22 protein-coding genes and 1 riboswitch are annotated in these 21658 nt (G+C 42.7%); of the genes, 19 read left to right on the forward strand and 3 right to left on the reverse strand.

Annotation, left to right across the window (positions count from 1 at the left end; genetic code table 11):
* Positions 1 to 108: 108 nt before the first annotated feature.
* From rlmN to DFP77_RS07225, 11 genes are all read left to right on the forward strand, one after another.
* Positions 109 to 1224: a dual-specificity RNA methyltransferase RlmN gene (gene rlmN, locus DFP77_RS07175; protein WP_205115454.1), complete on the forward strand. Its 1116-nt coding sequence runs from the start codon at positions 109 to 111 to the stop codon at positions 1222 to 1224.
* A 40-nt stretch (positions 1225 to 1264) separates the two neighbouring features.
* Entirely contained in the window at positions 1265 to 1990 is a 726-nt protein-coding gene (locus DFP77_RS07180; protein ID WP_114411603.1) for a hypothetical protein, read from the forward strand.
* Position 1991: 1 nt separating this feature from the next.
* Entirely contained in the window at positions 1992 to 2951 is a 960-nt protein-coding gene (locus DFP77_RS07185; protein ID WP_239544316.1) for a RodZ domain-containing protein, read from the forward strand.
* Between the two features lie 8 nt (positions 2952 to 2959).
* The gene (ispG, locus tag DFP77_RS07190; RefSeq protein ID WP_114411605.1) at positions 2960 to 4072 is read left to right on the forward strand and encodes a flavodoxin-dependent (E)-4-hydroxy-3-methylbut-2-enyl-diphosphate synthase; all 1113 of its coding nucleotides are present in this window, start codon (positions 2960 to 2962) and stop codon (positions 4070 to 4072) included.
* A gap of 9 nt (positions 4073 to 4081) precedes the next feature.
* Positions 4082 to 5356, forward strand: coding sequence for a histidine--tRNA ligase (gene hisS, locus DFP77_RS07195; RefSeq protein ID WP_114411606.1), 1275 nt, complete (start codon positions 4082 to 4084; stop codon positions 5354 to 5356).
* A gap of 61 nt (positions 5357 to 5417) precedes the next feature.
* Positions 5418 to 6059: a YfgM family protein gene (locus DFP77_RS07200; protein ID WP_114411607.1), complete on the forward strand. Its 642-nt coding sequence runs from the start codon at positions 5418 to 5420 to the stop codon at positions 6057 to 6059.
* 2 nt (positions 6060 to 6061) lie between these two features.
* Positions 6062 to 7195: an outer membrane protein assembly factor BamB gene (gene bamB, locus DFP77_RS07205; protein ID WP_114411608.1), complete on the forward strand. Its 1134-nt coding sequence runs from the start codon at positions 6062 to 6064 to the stop codon at positions 7193 to 7195.
* Positions 7196 to 7288: 93 nt separating this feature from the next.
* Positions 7289 to 8626 (forward strand): ribosome biogenesis GTPase Der, encoded by a 1338-nt coding sequence (der, locus tag DFP77_RS07210; RefSeq protein WP_114411609.1) that lies wholly within the window; start codon positions 7289 to 7291, stop codon positions 8624 to 8626.
* A gap of 183 nt (positions 8627 to 8809) precedes the next feature.
* Positions 8810 to 9715: a 30S ribosomal protein S6--L-glutamate ligase gene (rimK, locus tag DFP77_RS07215; RefSeq protein ID WP_114411610.1), complete on the forward strand. Its 906-nt coding sequence runs from the start codon at positions 8810 to 8812 to the stop codon at positions 9713 to 9715.
* A complete protein-coding gene (locus tag DFP77_RS07220) occupies positions 9715 to 10764 on the forward strand; it encodes a succinylglutamate desuccinylase/aspartoacylase family protein (protein WP_114411611.1) in 1050 nt (349 codons plus the stop codon). Before rimK ends, DFP77_RS07220 begins: the two co-directional genes overlap by 1 nt.
* A 140-nt stretch (positions 10765 to 10904) precedes the next feature.
* Entirely contained in the window at positions 10905 to 11522 is a 618-nt protein-coding gene (locus DFP77_RS07225) for a hypothetical protein (RefSeq protein ID WP_114411612.1), read from the forward strand.
* Between the two features lie 68 nt (positions 11523 to 11590).
* Here the strand turns inward: DFP77_RS07225 and DFP77_RS07230 are convergent, their stop codons facing one another.
* Together DFP77_RS07230 and tmpT are read right to left on the reverse strand one after the other, a co-directional pair.
* Complete coding sequence (locus DFP77_RS07230; protein WP_114411613.1) at positions 11591 to 13852, reverse strand: YgiQ family radical SAM protein; 2262 nt, start codon at positions 13850 to 13852, stop codon at positions 11591 to 11593.
* A gap of 149 nt (positions 13853 to 14001) precedes the next feature.
* On the reverse strand, positions 14002 to 14643 hold the full coding sequence (tmpT, locus tag DFP77_RS07235; RefSeq protein ID WP_114411614.1) for a thiopurine S-methyltransferase: 642 nt from the start codon (positions 14641 to 14643) through the stop codon (positions 14002 to 14004).
* 164 nt (positions 14644 to 14807) lie between these two features.
* On the opposite strand from tmpT, the gene DFP77_RS07240 reads away from it, so the two are divergent.
* From DFP77_RS07240 to DFP77_RS07255, 4 genes are all read left to right on the forward strand, one after another.
* On the forward strand, positions 14808 to 15002 hold the full coding sequence (locus DFP77_RS07240) for a DUF2496 domain-containing protein (protein ID WP_114411615.1): 195 nt from the start codon (positions 14808 to 14810) through the stop codon (positions 15000 to 15002).
* A 64-nt stretch (positions 15003 to 15066) separates the two neighbouring features.
* Positions 15067 to 15426, forward strand: a complete 360-nt coding sequence (locus DFP77_RS07245) for a DUF1304 domain-containing protein (RefSeq protein WP_114411616.1) — start codon at positions 15067 to 15069, stop codon at positions 15424 to 15426.
* Positions 15427 to 15450: 24 nt separating this feature from the next.
* Positions 15451 to 15984 (forward strand): DinB family protein, encoded by a 534-nt coding sequence (locus DFP77_RS07250; RefSeq protein WP_114411617.1) that lies wholly within the window; start codon positions 15451 to 15453, stop codon positions 15982 to 15984.
* Positions 15985 to 16027: 43 nt separating this feature from the next.
* Positions 16028 to 17269 carry a leucine-rich repeat-containing protein kinase family protein gene (locus tag DFP77_RS07255; RefSeq protein WP_114411618.1) on the forward strand — a complete coding sequence of 414 codons (1242 nt, stop codon included), beginning with the start codon at positions 16028 to 16030 and terminating at the stop codon, positions 17267 to 17269.
* Between the two features lie 103 nt (positions 17270 to 17372).
* On the opposite strand, the gene DFP77_RS07260 is transcribed toward DFP77_RS07255, so the two are convergent.
* Entirely contained in the window at positions 17373 to 17864 is a 492-nt protein-coding gene (locus DFP77_RS07260; RefSeq protein ID WP_114411619.1) for a 6,7-dimethyl-8-ribityllumazine synthase, read from the reverse strand.
* 118 nt (positions 17865 to 17982) lie between these two features.
* Positions 17983 to 18132, reverse strand: a riboswitch (FMN riboswitch).
* Between the two features lie 253 nt (positions 18133 to 18385).
* Between DFP77_RS07260 and DFP77_RS07265 the strand changes: the two genes are divergently transcribed.
* The 4 genes from DFP77_RS07265 (at position 18386) to cobW (ending at position 21569) form a co-directional block, all read left to right on the forward strand.
* On the forward strand, positions 18386 to 18748 hold the full coding sequence (locus tag DFP77_RS07265) for an MliC family protein (RefSeq protein WP_181858512.1): 363 nt from the start codon (positions 18386 to 18388) through the stop codon (positions 18746 to 18748).
* Positions 18749 to 18872: 124 nt separating this feature from the next.
* Positions 18873 to 19649, forward strand: coding sequence for a precorrin-3B C(17)-methyltransferase (gene cobJ, locus DFP77_RS07270; RefSeq protein WP_114411621.1), 777 nt, complete (start codon positions 18873 to 18875; stop codon positions 19647 to 19649).
* A 25-nt stretch (positions 19650 to 19674) separates the two neighbouring features.
* Positions 19675 to 20448, forward strand: a complete 774-nt coding sequence (cobM, locus tag DFP77_RS07275; protein WP_114411622.1) for a precorrin-4 C(11)-methyltransferase — start codon at positions 19675 to 19677, stop codon at positions 20446 to 20448.
* Positions 20449 to 20486: 38 nt separating this feature from the next.
* Entirely contained in the window at positions 20487 to 21569 is a 1083-nt protein-coding gene (cobW, locus tag DFP77_RS07280) for a cobalamin biosynthesis protein CobW (protein ID WP_114411623.1), read from the forward strand.
* Positions 21570 to 21658: the final 89 nt, after the last annotated feature.

Here is a 21658-nt window from a genome sequence, read left to right on the forward strand (position 1 = left end):
AGGGCGGGCGTCAGCCCGCTTTTTTACAGAGGCTTCTGAAAAGACTTTTCTTTTCAGAGGCTTTTTTCGTTTACACTTAATGCTAACCATAGCAAGCGACATTGAATTATGACTGACACCAAAAAAGTAAACCTGTTGGGTTTATCCCCTGAGAAATTGATCGAGTTTTTTGAATCCATTGGCGAGAAGAAATTCCGTGCCACTCAGGTGATTAAATGGATCCATCAAAAGGGAGCGGAAAGCTTCGATGAAATGACGGATGTCAGCAAGGCTTTGCGTGCTAAATTAGAGCAAATTTGTGAGATTCGTGGGCCGGAAGTGGTTTCTCAAAATATCTCAACTGACGGTACACGTAAATGGATTATCCGAACTGAAGGCGGCAAGAACGATTGTGTTGAAACCGTACTGATTCCTGATGGTGATCGCGCGACCTTGTGTGTGTCATCTCAAGTGGGTTGTTCTTTGGATTGCAGCTTTTGTTCAACAGGTAAGCAAGGTTTTAACCGTAATTTAACTCCCGCTGAAATTATTGGGCAAGTGTGGATTGCGATTAAGTCTTTTGGCCCTATGGACCCGAATGGTCCTCGTCGCGTTACCAACGTAGTTATGATGGGTATGGGCGAGCCATTGATGAATTTTGAGCCTGTAGTTGATGCTATGATTCTAATGATGCATGACCATGCTTATGGATTGTCTAAGCGCCGTGTCACCTTGAGTACTTCAGGTGTGGTCCCTAAGATTTATGAGTTGGTAAAACGTACTGATGTGTCTTTGGCTATTTCATTGCATGCGCCAAATGACGCTTTGCGTAATGAGCTTGTTCCTATTAATAAAAAATACCCGATTGCTGAGTTAATCGAATCTTGCCAGCACTACTTGGCAAATTTACCAGATAAGCGCCATATTACGATTGAATACACCTTGATGTCTGGTGTGAATGACAACGAAGAGCAGGCCCATGAATTGGCTGAGCTTCTTAAAGTATTGGAATGTAAAATCAACTTGATTCCATTTAATCCGTTCCCTCATTCGGGTTATGAAAAACCATCTAATAACCGTACTCGTCGATTCCAGAAAATCCTAGCTGATGCAGGTTATACAGTGACAGTTCGAACGACTCGTGGTGATGATATCGACGCTGCTTGTGGTCAATTAGTGGGGGATTTTCATGACAAAACTCGCCGTAGTCAGAAGTATATTGAGTTGCGAGAAGTAAAAAACTAACTTATTGTTCAAAAAAATTGTATATGACAAGGATGTCTGTATGCGCTTATGGTTACTGCCTTTTTTATTGTGTTGCTTGTTGATTTCCTCTTGTGCTTATCAAGCTGTTTCCCCTCAGCGACCTCCTATATCTGACTCAAAGCGCCTCTCAATGATACAAGCGCATCTTTTACTGGGTCAGTGGCCTTTGGCAAAGTGGCAGCTAGATCAGGTGGGTTCCTCGGAGCAATTTAGGGAGTATTGGCGTTTGCTTGGGTTATATTGGTTGAGTGTTGAAGAGTACAGCGAAGCTATAGCGGTTCACGAAAGGGCACTAAGTGAATACCCAAATGACGGTTTTTTGTTGAATAACTATGGCGTGCTGTTGGGGGTGGAGGAGCGTTGGGAACTTGCTTGTAAGGCATTTGAAAATGCAGATAAAAATAGCCCTAATAGGCGCCAGACAGTGCAAATTAACCTATCCAGATGTGCAATACGTCAGAATCAAGTAAATTTAGCTGGAATCTATCTAAAACAGGCAAAAGAAATTGCTGATTTACCTCTGATTGGTTTGATGACGGAGCTCAATCTTGTTTTAATACAAGGTAGTAATGACAAAGCTCGCTTAATTTTTAATAATATCCAGGCTAATAAACAAATTGCCCGAGGATCGGTGCATTTTGATGAGTACAACTGTCTGTCGCGGCATCTAATTGCACGCGAGACTGACCCTACACTGTCCTCATCTGCGAGTAATTTTACATGCCTGAATGGCTCAAGGTATTGACATGACAACTGAATTTCAAACTGATGCTCCTGTAAGTAAAACGAATATAGATACGATTAATATTGGTAAGCGACTTAAAGCGAAGAGACTTGAGCTAGAGTTTGATGAAAGATATGTTGCTACAGAGTTAAAAATCCCCATTGACCAAGTACGAGCACTTGAAGCGAATAATTTTAAATATTTTCGTTCTAGTACCTTTGCTCGTGGCTTTCTTAAAAGTTATTGCCGATTATTGAGCATAGAAACATCAGAAATGTTGAACGCATTTGATGCAGAGCGTGCTGATGCCGAGTCGACAATCAAGCCTGTTGATAAAGTGAATAGACAGAGTCATTTGGGTGACCCTATCGTTATGTTTATATCGGTAGTTATTGTCGCCGTTTTAGTGTTTTTAGTTTTTTGGTGGCCGGCGCAATCTGCAGATGATGTGAGCATTGTAGAAGAAAGCGCTCAGAGCTCCGAGCAGGCCGCTGTCGAAGAAACACCTAGTGAGCCAGAGGTGGATGTTAATAACGCCACAGAGGAGTCTCAAGATTTATCAGAAAGCACTCCTGAAATGACGGCAGCTGAAGATGTCGCAGATGATGGCGATGTAGTAACTGGTTTGTCTGCTGAAACAATGGCTATTCTAGAAGAGGCTGGTGTTAATCCTGACGAGGTAGTAAGAGCAACCTCTGAAGTACCTACTGAAGTGTCCCCTGAGCCAGTATTGCCTACTTATTCTGATGAAGTTGTGATTGCTTTTGATGCTGACTGCTGGACTGAAGTGAGAGATGCGACTGGAAAAATTTTGTTTTCAGGCGTTAAGTCTGCTGGCAGTGAGTTATCCTTAACAGGTAAGGCACCTTACCGTGTGGTCTTGGGATATGCCAAAGGCGTGTCATCTTTGACCTACAAAGGCAACGATTTCGATTTTTCTTCTTTTACACGTAAAGATTTGGCTCGTTTTGAGCTCAAGTAGAGACCCTTATGCATTTTGAATCACCTATTAAACGACGTCACTCTCGACAGATTATGGTTGGGAATGTTCCCGTTGGCGGAGGTGCGCCAATTAGTGTCCAAAGTATGACAAATACTGAAACGTGCGATGTTGATGCAACGGTTGCGCAAATCCGTGCGATAGCCGACGCTGGTGCAGATATCGTTCGTGTTTCTATTCCATCCATGGATGCCGCTGAAGCATTTAAGAAAATACGTGCCGAAGTATCAATTCCACTTGTAGCTGATATTCATTTTGACTATAAAATTGCGTTAAAAGTCGCTGAATACGGAGTGGATTGTTTACGTATTAACCCCGGCAATATAGGTAATAAAGACCGTGTTCGCGCTGTTGTTGATTGTGCAAGAGACAAAAATATCCCTATTCGTATTGGCGTGAATGCTGGTTCCTTAGAAAAGGATCTTCAGAAAAAGTACGGTGAGCCAACGCCAGATGCGCTGGTTGAATCGGCTTTTCGCCAAATTCAGTACTTCGATGAATTAGACTTTCACGAATACAAATTAAGCCTGAAAGCGTCTGATATTTTTATGACGGTTGAGGCATATCGAAAAATTGCTAGCCAGATCGATAACCCTTTACACCTTGGCATTACAGAAGCTGGGGGCTTGCGTTCAGGTACTGTGAAATCCTCTATTGGGCTTGGTTTGCTTTTGATGGATGGCATTGGTGATACCATTCGCGTGTCTCTTGCAGCTGATCCAGTGCAAGAAATTAAAGTCGGTTGGGATATGTTGCGTAGCTTAAAGTTGCGTAATCGCGGCATTAACTTCATTGCTTGTCCAAGCTGCTCACGTCAGAACTTCGATGTTATTAAAACAATGAATGAGCTAGAAGAGCGATTAGAAGACATTACTATTCCGATGGACGTTGCTGTCATTGGTTGTGTGGTTAATGGACCTGGTGAAGCAAAAGAAGCCGATATCGGTTTGGCTGGTGGATCGCCAAATAATTTGATCTATCAAGACGGTAAGCCAAGTAGCAAAACGAAAAACGCAACACTTGTTGATGACTTGGAAGAAATGATTCGAAAAAAGGCGGTTCTAAAAGAACGTGAAATCGCCAATATTATTGTAAAAAATTAAGGATCCATTGTGGCTCGTAAAATTCAAGCAATCAGGGGAATGAACGATATTTTGCCTGATCAGTCTTCTGTTTGGTTATATCTAGAAAAAACAGTAGCGAGTGTTGTTAAATCCTATGGGTATCAACAAATCCGTTTCCCAATTGTTGAAAATACGGATTTGTTTAAACGCGGTGTCGGTGAAACAACAGATATCGTTGAAAAAGAAATGTACACGTTTGATGATCGTAATGGTGAGTCTCTTACTTTACGACCAGAAGGCACCGCAAGTTGTGTGCGAGCTGCTGACCAGGCTGGCTTGTTGTTTAATCAAGTTCAGCGTTTATGGTACACAGGGCCAATGTTCCGTTACGAGCGACCGCAGAAAGGGCGTTATCGTCAGTTTCATCAGATCGGTGTGGAGTCGTTCGGAATGGGAACGGCTGATATTGATGCAGAGTTGATTATTTTGTCGGCTCGGTTATGGAAAGAACTTGGGCTGCTTGAGCACGTTGAGTTGCAGTTAAACACCATAGGCTTGGCCTCTGAGCGTGAAGCTTATAAAGCGGCTTTGGTTGAGTATTTGACACAATATAAAGGTCAGCTAGACGAAGATAGTCAACGCCGTTTAGATACTAATCCATTAAGAATATTAGATTCTAAAGATGAGCCAACTCAGGCTGTGTTGAAAGATGCGCCGAACTTAGAAGATTTTATTGGTGAAGAGTCACAAGCTCACTTTGACCTTCTGCAGGCTATCTTGAAAGCTAATGGTATCTCGTATGTCATTAACCGTCGTTTGGTACGTGGTTTAGATTATTACGGAAAAACAGTTTTTGAGTGGGTAACAACGCATTTAGGTTCACAGGCAACAGTGTGCGCTGGCGGTCGTTATGATGGTTTGGTGGAACAGTTGGGTGGAAAGTCTACTCCAGCCGTTGGTTTTGCAATGGGGATCGAACGTTTGGTGCTTTTACTTGAAACGTTAGATTTGATACCGGCAGGCGCTAAATTCTCGACAGACGTTTTTGTTATAAGCATGGGGGAGGCAGCGGAAGTCGCTTCTTTTGTATTGGCGGAGAGTTTACGCGAGGGGAACGCCAACTTAGTCGTGTTACGTCATTGTGGCGGTGGAAGTTTCAAAAATCAGATGAAGAAAGCTGATAAGTCCGAAGCTCGCTTTACGATTATTTTAGGCCAAGATGAGATTGAGCAAGGTATTTGTCAGGTTAAAGACATGTTAACGGGTGAGCAGCAAGCTTACTCTCTTGACGGTGTTTCTGCATATATTAATGCCAAGTTGTAATTTGATTGAATAGTGTGCGCCTACCAAAAATTGGTTGTATACCTTGCATGAGGAAGAGAAAGTGTCTGAATTAAAGACTGAAGAAGAACAAATTGAAGCGTTTAAGACATGGTGGAAAAAGAATGGTCTAGTATTGGTCATTGTTGTCGCAGCTTCTGTAGGTGGGTATTTTGGTTGGCAAGCTTGGAAAAACAATCAAGCTAACTATATTAGTGAGGCATCTGCTCTGTACCAAAATTTGGTTCAAGCTTCTGCAGATTTAAGTGATGAAAATAATCAAAAGACGGTAACTTTTATCGCTAAGCAACTTTCAGACGATTATGGTGATACTGGTTATGCCATGTTTGGTCAGTTGTTTTTGGCTCGAGTAGATGCTGAAAATGGTAACTACGATGAGGCGATTGCAGCTTTAGATAATGCTATTTCTAAAACAAGCGATGCTTCTTTTGTTGCCATTGCTGATTTGCGAGTCGCGCAACTATTGCTTCAGAAAGAAGACTTTTCTGCCGCAATGACGCGCGCTGACAAAGTGTCTGATGAAGAGTTTGAAGCGCAGAAGCAAGAGTTGATTGGTGATATTTTTATGCAGCAAGGAAAGCGTGACGAGGCTCGTCTTGCTTACCAAAAAGCAAGTGAAGCCATTGGTACGGGTGTAAATCATCCGTTACTAGAAATAAAACTGAAGGATTTGGTGAAAGGTTAACTATGCGTAAGTCTACTATATTCATCACATTACTTGCGGCACTTGTGCTTCAAGGTTGTTCTAATTCACGTCCAGCTTTAGCTGATCTTCCTCCCCTCAAGAATAAAGTGGATTTAGGGACAGATTGGCGCTCTGGTGTCGATGGTAATTTTGGTGAGTCTAGTGAAAGATTTAACCTTGTCCTAGATGACGCTTCTTTGTTCTTTGTCACTGATAAGGGCACACTTTACGAGCTTGGGCAGAATCGCGGAAAAGAGAAGCGTATTTTTCCGACAGAGTATAAAGCCAGTTCAGGTGTAACTCGTCACGAAGATGTTTTGTATTTCGGTACCTATGACGCTCAGCTTGTTGCTGCTTCGTTGGCAACTAAGACTGTGTTATGGGAGAAAACACTAAGCTCAGAGGTGTTGTCTGAGGCTGCTTATGCTGCTGGAAAGTTAGCAATTCAAACCGCGGATGGTTGGATTAGTGTGCTGGATGCAAGTACTGGGGAAACTCAGTGGCGAGCAAAAGAAGATTTGCCATCGTTAACAGTACGTGGTACAAGCGCGCCTGTTATTGAAAATGGCAAAGTAATCGTTGGTTTTGCAAACGGTAAGTTGAAAGCTTACGAATTACAGACTGGTAGCTTAGCTTGGTCGTATGATGTCGGTAAGCCAGAAGGTCGTTACGAGATTGAACGTTTAAGTGATATCAATGGCCGTTTAGTTGTAGATAATGGCGTTGTTTATGCTGTTGCCTATAATGGGACGCTTGTCGCGCTTTCTATTGAGAGCGGTCGACCTTTATGGCAGCGTAACATATCCAGTTCGGTTGGTGTCGCGGTGAAAGGTGAGCTGCTTGTTGCTGTTGATATGAAGAGTAATGTTATTGCTCTAAATGCTAAAAACGGTACTGAGGTGTGGAAGAACTCTGATCTTGAGGAGCGTGACTTAATCACTCCTGAGTTTTTTCGCGATTACGTCGCTGTGATGGATCGTGGTGGATATGTTCATTTACTTGACCTGGTAACTGGTGAGGTTGCTGCACAAAGATTAGCCGATGGTAAGGTTCCGCCTGGTAGTCGAATGGTCTCAAATGACAAGAAAATGTTTATTTTAACGCCGAACTCTAATGTGACGGCATTGAGCTATTAAAATCAGTTTTGATTTTGTGTTAGCGAATTTTTAAAGCGGCTGCCATCTCATTCATAGAGGTGGTGGCCACTTTGTATTTTTATAGGTAAAAAAATGATTCCAGTTATTGCATTGGTAGGTAGACCCAATGTTGGCAAATCAACTCTCTTCAATCAGTTGACGAGATCACGTGATGCTTTGGTTGCCGATTACCCCGGCCTAACTCGTGACCGTAAATACGGTGATGGTAAGCTTGGTGAGCATGAATTTATTGTTATTGATACTGGTGGTATCAGTGGCGATGAACAAGGTATTGATGAAAGAATGGCTAGACAGTCGCTATTAGCGATAGAAGAAGCCGATACTGTTTTATTTATTGTCGATGGTCGTCATGGTTTGAATCCTGCCGATGAAATGATAGCGAATCATTTGCGTCGATCGAATAAGCCAATCACTCTTGTTGTCAATAAAACCGATGGTATTAATGAAGATATTGCTTTGGCAGACTTCTATTCCCTAGGTATGGGTGAGTTACATCCTATTGCTGCTTCTCATGGTAAAGGTGTTCATGTCCTTATTGATAAGGTTATGTTGCCGTATGCAGAACGTGTGGAAGAAGCGAAGAACCAAATTAATCTAGCGTCACGTGGTATTCGCATCGGTGTAGTTGGCCGTCCAAATGTGGGTAAATCTACATTGGTAAACCGAATGCTAGGCGAGGATCGTGTTGTTGTTTATGACATGCCCGGTACTACCCGCGACAGCGTTTACATTCCTTATGTACGTCATGATAAAGAATATACTCTTATTGATACTGCAGGGGTGCGCCGTCGTAAGCATGTGAAGGAAGCAGTGGAAAAATTTTCTATTGTTAAGACTTTACAGGCTATCCAAGACGCTAACGTAGTTATTGTTGTCATTGACTCCCATGAAGACTTGGTTGAACAAGATCTTCACATGATCGGTTATGTATTAGATGCAGGTCGTGGTGTGGTGCTGGCTATAAATAAATGGGATGGACTAAAGAAAGACGATAGAGAGCACATTAAAAGCGAAGTTGAACGCCGCTTGGGTTTTGTGCCATATGCGAAAGTTCATTATATATCAGCTTTGCATGGTACTGGCGTTGGCGATTTGTACGATACGATTGAAAGCACTTACGAGTCTTGTTATGCCAAGTGGTCAACAAACCGATTGACTCGTATTCTTGAAGATTCTATCGCCGAGCACCAGCCTCCAATGGTGAATAGTCGCCGTATCAAGCTGCGCTATGCCCACCAAGGGGGGTCAAATCCTCCGCGTATTGTCGTGCATGGTAACCAGACGGATTCTTTACCTGGAAGCTATAAACGTTACCTTGAGAACAAATTCAGAACCGTGTTGAATATTACAGGTACGCCTATTATTTTCGAATTCAAATCCTCCGAAAATCCGTACGCACCGAAAAAATAAGTATTATTCTTTATCGCTAACAAGAGTCTCCGATCGCTTTTAGATTTTAAAGGTGATCGGAGATTTTTTTTAGGTAAAATGAATAAAATAGCTTCCTAAATGTAAGGTTATTCACTATTCTCGCGCCATTGGCATTAACCTTTTTAAGCATCATCTGCTTTCTTTTTTGTTCAAAGGACATCTATGAAAATTGCAATTCTCTCTCGTAACCCTCGACTTTATTCTACCCGTAGATTGGTTGAGGCTGGTGAAAAGCTTGGTCATGAAGTGGATGTTATTGATACGATGCATTGTTATATGGACATAACAAGTAGTAATCCTTCTGTGCGCTATGATGGTAAGCCGCTACCTAAATACGACGCAGTTATTCCGAGAATTGGTGCTTCAGTGACCTTCTATGGAACCGCTGTTGTTAGGCAGTTTGAGATGATGGGAACTCACAGTATTAATGAATCTGTTGCGATTAGCCGCTCACGGGATAAATTAAGATCTCTACAACTTATGTCTCGTAAAGGTCTGGGGTTACCAAAAACTGGTTTTGCGCATCATCCAGATAAAATTGGTGATCTCCTAAAAAATGTTGGCGGTGCACCTGTTGTTATTAAGCTTTTAGAGGGAACTCAGGGGATTGGTGTTGTTTTGGCTGAGTCAAATAAGACCGCCGAATCTATTATTGAAGCTTTCATGGGATTGAAAGCCAACATTTTAGTGCAAGAGTATATTAAAGAAGCGGGTGGAGCTGATATCCGTTGTTTGGTTGTTGGTGGAAAAGTTATTGCCGCAATGAAGCGCCAAGGTGCGGAAGGTGAGTTCCGCTCAAACCTTCACCGTGGTGGTACTGCTTCTTTAATTAGATTGTCACCAGAAGAAAGACGTACGGCGGTAGAAGCTGCAAAGGTAATGGGTTTGAATATGTGTGGTGTGGATATTCTGCGCTCCAATAATGGCCCACTTATTATGGAAGTGAACTCTTCGCCTGGCTTGGAGGGCATTGAATCTGCGACAGGTAAAGACGTGGCTGCGATGATCATTCAGCACATTGAAAAAACAGCGTTCTTAAGTAATACAAAAACAAAAGGGAAAGGTTAATGGGGAAAACAGCTTTAACAATTGGCGGTGTTGATATTCCATTGGGTGGTACAGCTCGAATAAAACTGCCGATGGTAAAGTTGTACACTGACACAAATATGTCGATGCCTGTGTTTGTTAAACGTGGTAAACGCTCAGGGCCGACGTTGTTTCTGAGTGCCGCAATTCATGGTGATGAGCTTAACGGTATTGAGATTATTAGCCGAATTATTCAAAGCAAATATCTTGAAAACCTAAAAGGCACCTTGATCGCGGTGCCGATTGTTAATGGTTATGGTGTATTGAACCAAAGCCGCTATTTACCCGACCGGCGAGATTTAAATCGTTCTTTCCCAGGTTCTAAACGCGGCTCTCTAGCGGGTCGTGTTGCAGATCGATTTTTAAACGAAATAGTCTCTAAAGCCGACTACGGCATTGATCTCCATACTGGTAGCTTGCACCGTACAAATCTTCCTCAGGTAAGGGCAAATTTGGATGATCCTGAAACATTATCTATTGCTAAAGCCTTTGGCGTGCCTGTTTTAATGAATTCAAACCTTCGTGATGGATCGCTACGAGAGTGCGCTAATGATGTTGGTGCAAAGGTAATATTGTATGAAGCGGGTGAAGCATTACGTTTTGATGAGCTGTCTATACGTGCAGGTGTTAAAGGCATAGTTGGTGTAATGCGGCACTTAAGTATGTTGCCAAAATCCCGTAGCAAAAAATCGCTTTCTGAACCGAGAATTGCCCGAAGCAGTAGCTGGATAAGAGCCACAGATAGTGGTTTTACGACTCACATAAAAGAGCTAGGTGATCTTGTTGAAGCTGGTGATGTATTGGCTGAGATTAAAGATCCTTATGGCGATGTTTTAGATAAGGTGCTGTGTAAAAATGGCGGGATCATTATAGGTAAGCAAAACATTCCTTTGGTTCAAGAGGGTGACGCTATGTATCATATTGCCCATTTTTCATCCCCAGATGAAGTGGCAGGGCATGTGGAAAGTATGCAGGATGAGCTGATGGACAGTGAGGCTTCTCTAAACCTTATTGATTACAAATCATCTTAGAGTCTTCATTAATGACATTTGCATTGCAAATGTCATTACATAAGCAAAAAGTGAGTAATGATAGTGTCATCTCATTGTGCTATGTCGTTATTTCATCTTTTTTTCACTAAAATCTCGATTCCAAAAATTGAGGTTTTTTCATGTTTATTCTTCGTGGTTTTATTTACCTTTTTGCTGTAGCCGGAGTTGCGCAACTTATTTCTTTGGAAGGATACCAATTTCAGACTGCTGCTGAATACAGCGAGCAAACTCTAACAGAGCATATGCAGGATTTTATGTCTTTCTTTAGTTGTATATTGTTTTTGTATGCAGCGCGATTGGATAAAAAATTAAATATAGCGGCAACATTATTAGGTGCTTTGTCAGCTATGATGTTTGTTCGTGAGTCAGACTCTTTGCTCGATAGTTATGTATTTGATGGCGCTTGGCAGACAATTGTAAGTGTGATTTTTGTTTGTGTAGTTATTTACCTATGGGGGCGTTTTTCTTCTATTTATGCTTCATTAAAGGAATACTCACAACAGCCTAGTTTTGGCACATTTCTCGCTGGCTTTGTCACTATTATGGCATTTTCTCGCTTAATGGGACGTGGTTCTTTTTGGCAGGCTGTTATGGGGGATTCCTATATGAGACTGGTTAAAAATATCGTCGAAGAGGGAATTGAGACGTTAGGTTATACTTTGATCTTAATATCGGCCATTGAGTTGGTTCTTGCTTGCCGAAGAAGACAGACGCTGGCAAAGACAGAGCATAGTTAGTATTTATTCAAATAAAAAAAGCGCCAAGTTATTAACTTAGCGCTTTTTTTATATCTGTTATTTCACTTTTATTGTTGGCGCGATTTTACTTTTGTCTTGCGGCGTTTTGTTGGAGTCGCCCCCCCAGTGTTAGTGCGGTGATTAGTCGGTTTCGGAGTACTTTTATTACGAGCCTTTTCTGCTGCTACGTTTTTCTCCATGGTTGGTCTATTTGACGTATGTGACGCGCCAGTCGCTTGCCCTGGTTTGACTTTCTGAGGACGTCGATGGATTTGCTTATCTTTTTCTGCCGCTGGCACTAATTTGTTATCGCCATGGCCAATTAGATCTGGGCGGCCCATTTTTATTAGGCTATTGCGTAGATCCTGCCAGTTGCTAGGATCATGGTAGCGTAAGAAGCCTTTTTGTACTGTTCGCTGCTTGGCGTCTTTTGGCGTGTAAACGTCTTCACTCTTATAGGTAACTGGTTTTAGTGGGTTCTTGCCAGAGTGGTACATGGCCGTTGCTAATGACATTGGCGAAGGATAAAAGGTTTGTACTTGGTCTGGTTTGAAATCGTTAGTTTTCAACCATACAGCAAGGTTAAGCATGTCTTCATCTGAGCTGCCTGGATGTGCGGCAATAAAGTAAGGAATCAAATGCTGTTTCTTGCCCGCTTCTTTAGAGTATTTATCAAACATGCGCTTGAAGCGATCGTAAGTTCCCATACCTGGTTTCATCATTTTCGACAAAGTATCTTTCTCTGAATGCTCAGGCGCGATTTTTAGTAAACCACCCACGTGATGGGTAACAAGCTCACGAACGTACTCTGGATCTTCTACGGCAAGGTCATAGCGTAAACCAGAAGCTATCGATACAGTATGAATACCTTCAACTGCTCGAGTTTTTCTGTATAGCTGAGTTGTAGGGCTGTGATCTGTATTCAAATTAGAGCAGATGGTCGGGTAAACGCAGGAAAGTTTGCGGCATGACGCTTGTACTTCATCATCGTTACAGTTCAGCGTGTACATGTTAGAAGTCGGCCCGCCAAGGTCTGAAATATGCCCAGTGAAGCCCGGGACTTTGGCTTTAATATCTTCAATTTCATTCAAAATCGATTCGTGTGAGCGGGATTGAATGACACGTCCTTCATGCTCAGTGATAGAGCAAAAAGTACAGCCACCAAAACAACCACGCATGATATTGATTGATGTCTTGATCATGTCATAAGCCGGAATTCGGGCTTTTTTGTATTTTGGGTGGGGCACTCGTGCATAAGGTAAATCAAACACGCCATCCATTTCTGGTGTTTCCAACGGAATTGGCGGTGGGTTTACCCAGATCTCTTTCTTGCCATGCTTTTGAATTAGAGCACGTGCGTTGTGTGGGTTGGATTCAAGGTGCAAAATACGTGATGTATGGGCGTATAGAACAGGATCTTTCGAGACTTTCTCAAAAGACGGTAAACGGATATAGGTCTTTTCCGGATCAAGCTTTTCGCCACGGCGAAGTGGGGCGGGAATTACACGAATAGGCATGACGTCGGACTCTTCTTCGTCTTTAGTTTGGCACTTGCCTTCCGGGATGTATTCGTAAGGGCTGTAAATCTGGTCGACTTTGCCAGGCCAATCTACACGGGTTGAATCGATTTCAGTGTAGCCACCAGGTGGTGTGTTACGGACAATCGTTGTGCCACGAATATCTGTAAGTTCATCAAGTGCTTTACCCATAGCCATTTGATGGGTCACTTCAATCATGGCGCGCTCAGCATTACCATAAAGCAGGATATCTGCGGTAGAGTCGATTAACACTGAGCGGCGAACTTCATCACTCCAATAATCGTATTGAGCAATTCGACGCAGACTGGCTTCAATGCCACCAATCATTACTGGAATATCATGGAAAGCTTCTTTACAGCGCTGAGAGTAAACGATAACCGCACGGTCCGGACGTTTTCCACCAACGCCGTAAGGCGTATAGGCATCGTCATTACGTACTTTTAAGTCAGCTGTGTAGCGGTTGATCAGGGAGTCCATATTGCCAGCGGTCACACCAAAGTATAAGTTGGGGCGACCAAGGCGCATGAAGTCTTCTGTGTTACGCCAATCTGGTTGATCGATAATACCGACACGGTAACCTTGAGCTTCTAATAAGCGACCCAATACCGCCATACCAAAGCTGGGGTGATCCACATAAGCATCGCCCGAAACAATGATGACATCGCAGCTATCCCAGCCAAGAGCGTCCATTTCTTCCCTAGTAGTTGGTAGGAAGGGGGAGACGCCATAACACTCTGCCCAATATAATGGGTAAGAGAAAAGTTGTTTGGCGGTTTTATGTCGTTTGATCATTGTCTACTCTTGGTATCGGTGAAAATAGTGAATGACTATTCTTTGCTATTACGAGGATACATGGATTGTCTGTGGAAAACTCTGCAGTATTATCCCAGAAAATCTCTAGGGTAGACAGCCAAATCTAAGTCTATTCCGTCATATCCTCTTTAAGGCTGAATTCGCCAAACACTTTCGTCAAATGTACTGTGTCCTTGTTCTTTATACTGCAGGTTGGTTTGAGCTAGATTCTCTGAGGCAATTTTTTGAATATGGTTTCCCCAAAGCAAAGGGACGTTATCTTCTTCGATTGAGAATGGTGGGCCCTGAGTATCACCATCGTATTGTAATGAGATTAATAGCACACAGGCAGACGGGGACAAGCGCTTTAGTGTGTGAGCAACATACTCTGCACGCTTTGAATCTGGCATGGCAACCATAGCGGCACGATCGTAACAGGCATCAAAGTTATCTTCGCTGAATTGGAAGTAGTCACCTTCAATAATACGTAGTGATAATCCTCCATTTACCGTATGTATTTTTAAATCGCCTTCTTGGTGTGTGTCATACGTTAAATCGTTGTCTCCTAAAAATTGAATGACAGCAAGTGAAGAAAGCTCAACACCAGTGACTTCATAGCCTTGTTCTGCAAGCCACATCATATCGTTCGATTTACCACATAAAGGCACAAGCACACGACTGTTTTTCGGTAAGGCTGGCCAAAACTCTACGAGCTTAGGGTTAATGCCTTCTTGATGAAAACCAATGCGTCCAGTCTTCCAACGATCCAACCAAAATTCATTTGTAATCACGATAACCTCGTTCAATGTGGCGTATTTATATTTTAGTGTATGAAATGTTTCTCTATTGAATAATTTTTAGCTGTAAGCGCCATTATAGACAGCAAAAAAGATTTATCATTGTCTCTTTACGTATTCTGCATTTAAATTAGATCAACTTTAACAGGGAGCCCTATATGTCTTTAGAACTTGCGCCAGACCACGTGAAACTGGCTGTAGATCTTATTGAGTTACTAGAAAGTAATGACATTGAGCCACAAGTGGTAGTAGATGCGTTGACCATTGTATTAAGAGACTTCAATGGAAAGATCTCACCAAATGATGAAAACCAAAAAGTTTCTAAAGTAGTAGATCAAGAGAATCTAAAATAGTTTCTTGATGTTTTACTCAGACAGCTATTCTGCCAACAAAATATAAAAATAAGAGGTTGTATTTATGATGTTATTTTCAGTGGTTGCCACGACGTTGGTCGCTCTTTTACATTTGTATATTATGTATATCGAGATGTTTCTTTGGGATAAGCCTCAAGGTATGAAGGTTTTTGGTTTAAAGCCAGATTTCGCAAAAGCGACGAAAGTGATGGCGGCGAACCAAGGACTTTATAATGGCTTTTTGGCTGCAGGGTTGTTGTGGGGGTTATGGCTTGGTGTCGAGGGTTTTCAGGTGACTGTCTTCTTCTTGTTATGTGTGATTGTGGCTGGGGTTTATGGCGCAGTTAGTGCCAATAAGAAGATTTTGTTTGTGCAGGGAGTTCCTGGTTTGATTGCTTTAATTTCTGTGCTACTTGCCGCTTAATGGATTATGAATCATGGAGTTATCATGTCAGTAAAAGACAATATGCAGCTGATGGCATCTTATAATCAATGGATGAATCAGGCTGTTTATAAGGCTGTTGGTGAATTGAATCATAGCGACTTGGTCGAAGACAAAGGCGCCTTTTTTGGTTCAGTTATTGGTACCTTAAACCATAACCTTGTAGCGGATATTATTTGGTTGAAGCGTTTCGCTGATCATTTTTCTGAGTTCTCCAGTCTCGATCCTGTTCGAACGATACAGCGACCAGCGGCGCTAGATACTCTGTTGTTTGATAATTTGAGTTTATTGCAGAGCCAGCGTTTTGACTTAGATAAGTTAATTATTGCGATGATGACTGAGGCAACAGATGAAATGCTTAACTCGGCGCTTGTGTATAAAAATATGAAAGGGGTCGAGCACTCACAAAAATTTGGTTTTACGCTACAACATTTTTTTAATCATCAGACACATCATCGAGGCCAAATAACGACCTTGCTTTCCCAAATGGGAGTGGATGTTGGTGTAACTGACTTGATAACCACCATTCCTCGTATGTAATTAGTTATAATGCATGTAAATTTTATGTAGAAAGAGTTCTAGTTTGCACACACTTGACCAACTTAATCGCGGGGAGTTGAAGGGCGTTGTTCGTCTACAGCTCTCTGAGAATTTAACTCGTTTTCCTAACGCTATTTTTGATCTAGCGGATAGCCTAGAAGTTCTTGATTTGTCTAATAACAATCTAAGTGATCTGCCAGAGGATTTATCACGTCTAAAAAAACTCCGTATACTTTTCTGTTCGAATAATCAGTTTACTCATCTACCCGACGTCTTAGGGCAATGCGAGACGTTGGAAATGATTGGCTTTAAAAGCAATCAAATTTCTACTGTGTCGTCTGAATCGTTACCGACACAAACGCGTTGGCTCATTCTCACGGACAATAAAATAACCTCTCTCCCAGATGATTTTGGACGATTGACCCAAGTGCAAAAACTGGCTTTGGCTGGTAACCGTTTAAGGGCTCTGCCTGACTCTATCGTGGGCTGTCGTCATTTAGAGCTGGTTCGTCTGTCGGCTAATCAGTTGGAGGCTTTTCCTGATGCGTTATTGGAGTTGCCGCGTTTAGCTTGGTTGGCATTCTCTGGCAACCCATTTTGCGTGGAACGTGACCCCCATGACGAATTTAAAACCGTAAACTTTCGCGATCTAGAGCTACATCAAGTATTGGGGCAAGGCGCATCTGGGGTTATTTCTCTTGCAAAGTGGCAAAAAAATCCCTTTGGCTTTTCTGAATCAGTAGCGGTTAAAGTTTTCAAAGGTGAGGTGACTAGTGATGGTTATCCTGAGGATGAGTTAGATGCGTGTTTGGCGGTTGGTAACCATGACAACTTGGTTCAGCCGCTAGCGAAAGTAACTGAGGCTGATTGCTCGGCTTTGGTGATGGAATTAATTCCTGCTCATTACACGAATTTAGGCTTGCCACCGAGTTTGGTGTCTTGCACCCGAGATACATTTCCAGTGGAACAAGTGTTTCCGATAGAAAAAATCGCCAAGATTGTTGAGCAAGTAGAGCGTCTGGTTACTCATTTTTGTGAAAAAAGAGTCAGCCATGGTGACCTTTATGCTCACAATACTTTGATTAGTGAGGATGGACATGTCTTGTTTGGTGACTTTGGCGCGGCATCAAAATATACCAATTTATCGCTGCAACAGCAGCAGGGCATTGAGCAAATAGAGCGAAGGGCGTTGGGCTTTTTTGTGGATGATATGCTGGGCTTGTGTACCGAAAGGGATAAAAATACTGCTGTTTATCAATCGCTTCGAAGTAAGGCCTTTACTTGAATTGCAATGCTTAATATTTGGACGAAAAAAATGCCTCGCTTTGAGAAGCGGGGCATTTTTTGTAAACCTAGCGCGTTTTATATGTCACGTCTGGTTTTTTGGCTTATAGCATTTGCTTCGCTTTTTCTGTTAAGCGCATGGTTTGATCGCAAGCATTCGCAAGCTCAATACCTTTCTTAACAAAATGGCGGCTGAAATATTCTTTATGCTCATCGTGCTCATGGAAATTATGAGGTGTTAGTACCGCCGTAAGAACGGGGACCTCCGTTTCCAGTTGTACTTGCATTAACGCGTTGCAAATCGCTTGAGCGACAAAGTCGTGACGGTATATGCCTCCATCTACAACCAATGCTGTTCCAGCTATAGCTGAGTATTGTCCACTTTTCGCCAGTAGTTTTGCTTGTAATGGGATTTCATAGCCGCCAGGAACTGGGATGATGTCAATCAAAGAAGCATCATAGCCGCGAGAGACGAGTTCTTTTTTAAAGCCTTCAACGCAATTCATAACGATATCTTCGTGCCAAGAGGCATGAAGAATAGCAATACGTTTGTTGGCTGGAGTAAATTCAATGTTATTCGTTGAGCTCTGATTCATTTGTTAATCCTAAAAAAATATAAGGTGAATCAGGGCGAACGGGCAGGCAAATATACCATGGTAAAAATGGCATACCTGAGGCGTCGCAAAATACGACACCACTATAAGGTCTTGTCTGACGCGCTCTCTATCATCCGGACTATAACCGTCGGCTCTGGAATTACACCAGATCTGCTGACCCTAGAATAAAAATCTACTAGGCGCTCGCGGGCTTAGAAATAGATTCTTTACCGCCGGTGGGGAATTACACCCCGCCCCGAGAACGAAGTCGGATAAATCCGACGAAATAAATACTACTTGTTTTCATTGTAGGCTGTCAAAGAGTGTTCTACGGAAAATGTGGCGATTTTGTGATAATTCTCTGAGTAACAAAAAGTAACCAATAATCATGGCACTATGAGTAGAGCTTTATACCCAGACCGATATAAAATATAGTGATAAACCGATTTATTGTTTTGTTGCAATAGCGGCTATTTTTAAAAGCTAGTTTGGAATATTGATTTTGAATGGAGTCATGCATTGTGGATATAAAAAAATCACGCTTACAAAAAATCTTCGTCTGTGCGTCTTTGCTCTCTTTGACTGCGTGTAGTTCGATTACTAAAGACTCCTCATCGACTAACGAGGTTGATGAAATGGGGGATATTTCACAGACTAACTCAGCTACTTATCTATGCAATGCTTCACCTTTACATGTTTTCTTTCATGCTGAAGATGCGCAACTTACTTGGAATGATAAAGAGTACATGTTGACTCAAGCTGTTAGCGCATCTGGCTCATTTTATCTTGGGGAAGGCCTTTCTTTCTGGATTCATGGAGAAACAGCCGAGTTAGAAGTAGGAACTATGGCGACAAAATGTCGTCTTGTTAAAGTCGAGTCGTAGCTTTAACTCATCACCTGAGTTGTCTTCACTTTAAACCGTGGGGTTTTCATCCCGTCAAATTAGCAATACGTGTACAATGGTTTCATTCGCGCCCTATGGCGCTTGATTTCATTGTAGAGAACGTATGAACAAGCTATTTGTAATGGGCATGGGCCCTGGTGATTTAGGGTTGGTTGCACCCAAAGCAACGCAAGCATTGGCCGCTTGTAGCGATTGGGTGGCTTATGGTTATTATTTGGATTTATTGGGTGAGCTTAGTGACGGTAAAACCTTTCATAACCTGCCTTTAGGTGAAGAAATAGGTCGTGCGCGCTTAGCCCTTGATTTGGCCGCACAAGGCAAAACTACCGCATTAATTTCCAGTGGTGACATTGGCATATATGCCATGGCGACTTTAGTGTTTGAATTGCTGGATATGCAACTGCAAGGTAAAGAAAATCACCCTGAATGGCTAGATGTGGATATTGAAGTTATCCCCGGTATTTCAGCCATGCAAGCCGGCGCTAGCCGAGTGGGTGCCATGCTGGGCCACGATTTCTGTACCATTTCACTTTCCGATTTATTAACCCCTTGGGAAACCATCGATAAACGCTTGCACGCTTGTGGTGCGGGTGATTTTGTCGTGTCGTTTTATAACCCTGTTTCAAAGAAAAGAGATTGGCAGCTTAACCACGCTCGAGATGTCCTATTGCAATATCGTCCCGCCAGCACTCCTGTGATGATTGGGCGTCAATTAACTCGCCCTGAAGAAGAGATTACCTTTACGACACTGGGTGAATTAGACGCAAAAAACGTGGATATGTTCACCATGGTTAGCGTTGGGAACTCTGACACCAAACACATTGTTAATGGTGAGAAAAAATGGATTTATACGCCGCGCGGCTATTCTAAAAAGCTTTAGCTCTTTATAAAAGGTAAGTGAAAAAATGACAGTGTATTTTATTGGCGCCGGCCCTGGTGATCCTGATTTGATGACAGTGAAAGCGGTCAGAACCATGGAGCGCTGCCCGATTGTTCTTTATGCTGGTTCCTTGATTCCACCACAGGTGATCGATAGTGTCCGTGGTACTGCCGAAGCGATTTACGATACGGCCGAAATGAATCTAGATGAAACCACAGCAGTCATCGAAAAAGCGGCTCAAGAAGGCAAAGACGTTGCTCGCTTACAGTCTGGTGACCCTGCTTTATATGGTGCGATTGGCGAGCAAATTCGTCGTTTAGAAGCATTAGATATTGATTATGAAGTCATTCCTGGTGTTAGTGCTGTGGCGGCATCGGCTGCGTTACTACGCAAAGAATTGACCTTATCAGGTGTCTCTCAAACCGTTATTATGACGCGCTATGAAGGCAAAACACCTTTCCCAGAACGAGAGCGTTTGCCTGCTTTAGCACAAAGTGGTGCGACGTTAGCTATTCATCTTGGAATTACTCGTATCCATAAAATCGTCGAAGAACTGATTCCTCATTATGGTGAAGATTGCCCCGTTGCTGTGTGTTATCGCACTAGTTGGCCAGATCAAGACTATGTGGTGGGAACTTTAGCGGATATTGTTGCCAAAGTAAGAGAGAAAAAATTCACTCGCACCAGTTTGATATTGGTCGGGAAGGTATTAGACACAGAAGATTTTGCAGACTCCTATTTATACGACAAAGGACAGGCACACATCTTTCGTAAGATACATAAGTCTAAGAAAACATAATTTTAAAATATTATCCCTTAAAGTAAGAAGGATGAATCATGCAGTTGAATAAAATTCCAACAACAATTGTGACTGGCTTTTTGGGCAGTGGTAAAACAACCTTATTATCCAATGTGCTAAAGCAAGCGGCAGGCAAACGTATCGCCGTGATCGTTAACGAATTTGGCGAGCTAGACATAGATTCCGATCTATTGCGCTCTTGTCCACTTGATTGCCCAGAAGGCGTGGAAGAAGGAAACCAGCGCAGTGACGACGGCTTTTACGAATTGGCGAACGGCTGTATTTGCTGCACGGTAGAAGAAGAGTTTTTACCTGTCATGCAGCAGCTTGTTGCTCGCCGTGATGATATAGATCATATCCTGATTGAAACCAGCGGTTTGGCGTTGCCAAAACCTTTGGTGCAAGCCTTCAACTGGCCGGGCATCAAAGAGCATTGCACCGTCGATGCGGTGATTACCGTGGTTGATGGTGCGGCTGTGGCTGCAGGCCGTTTTGCTCATGATGAAGGTAAGGTACAAGCCCAGCGCCTAGCTGATGAAAGTCTGGATCACGATCCTAGCTTGCAGGAATTATTAGATGATCAGCTAAGTGCGGCAGACTTGGTGGTGGTTAGTAAAAACGACTTACTCAATGACGAAGAACGTGCTCGCGTGCAGGCGATTATTGCTCACGAAGTGCCAAGCACAGTCAAAACCGTTTATATCGAAAATGGTGAAGCGGCTCTGGATGTTTTGTTGGGCATCGACGCAGCAACGGAAAGTCGAATCGATGAAGTTCACAACCATCACGATCATCATCACGCCCATGGCGAGCATCATGATCATGCGCATGATCATTTTGATTCTTTTGTGGTTACTTTGGGCGAAGTGCAATCTGATCTTTTACAAGACACTTTAACTCAGTTGGTTGAAGAGCATAATATCTTTCGTGTAAAAGGTTTTGCTGCCGTTCATGGCAAACCTATGCGCCAAGTGTTTCAAGTGGTTGGAACGCGTTTGGATCGATATTTTGACCGTTTATGGCAACCAGAAGAAGTGCGTAAAACTCAGTTGGTGTTTATTGGTAAAGGCATTAGTAAAGAGCAGATTGAGAATATATTACACGATGCTTTGAGTGCTTAACCCCCTCCCAGCCTCCCCCTTGAAAAGGGGGAGGAGCTAGACATTCCCTCCCCTTGCTAAGGGGAGGGTTAGGGAGGGGTTAAGAGGGC

The sequence above is a fragment of the Marinomonas foliarum genome, from assembly GCF_003337275.1.
GTDB classification, from domain to species: domain Bacteria; phylum Pseudomonadota; class Gammaproteobacteria; order Pseudomonadales; family Marinomonadaceae; genus Marinomonas; species Marinomonas foliarum.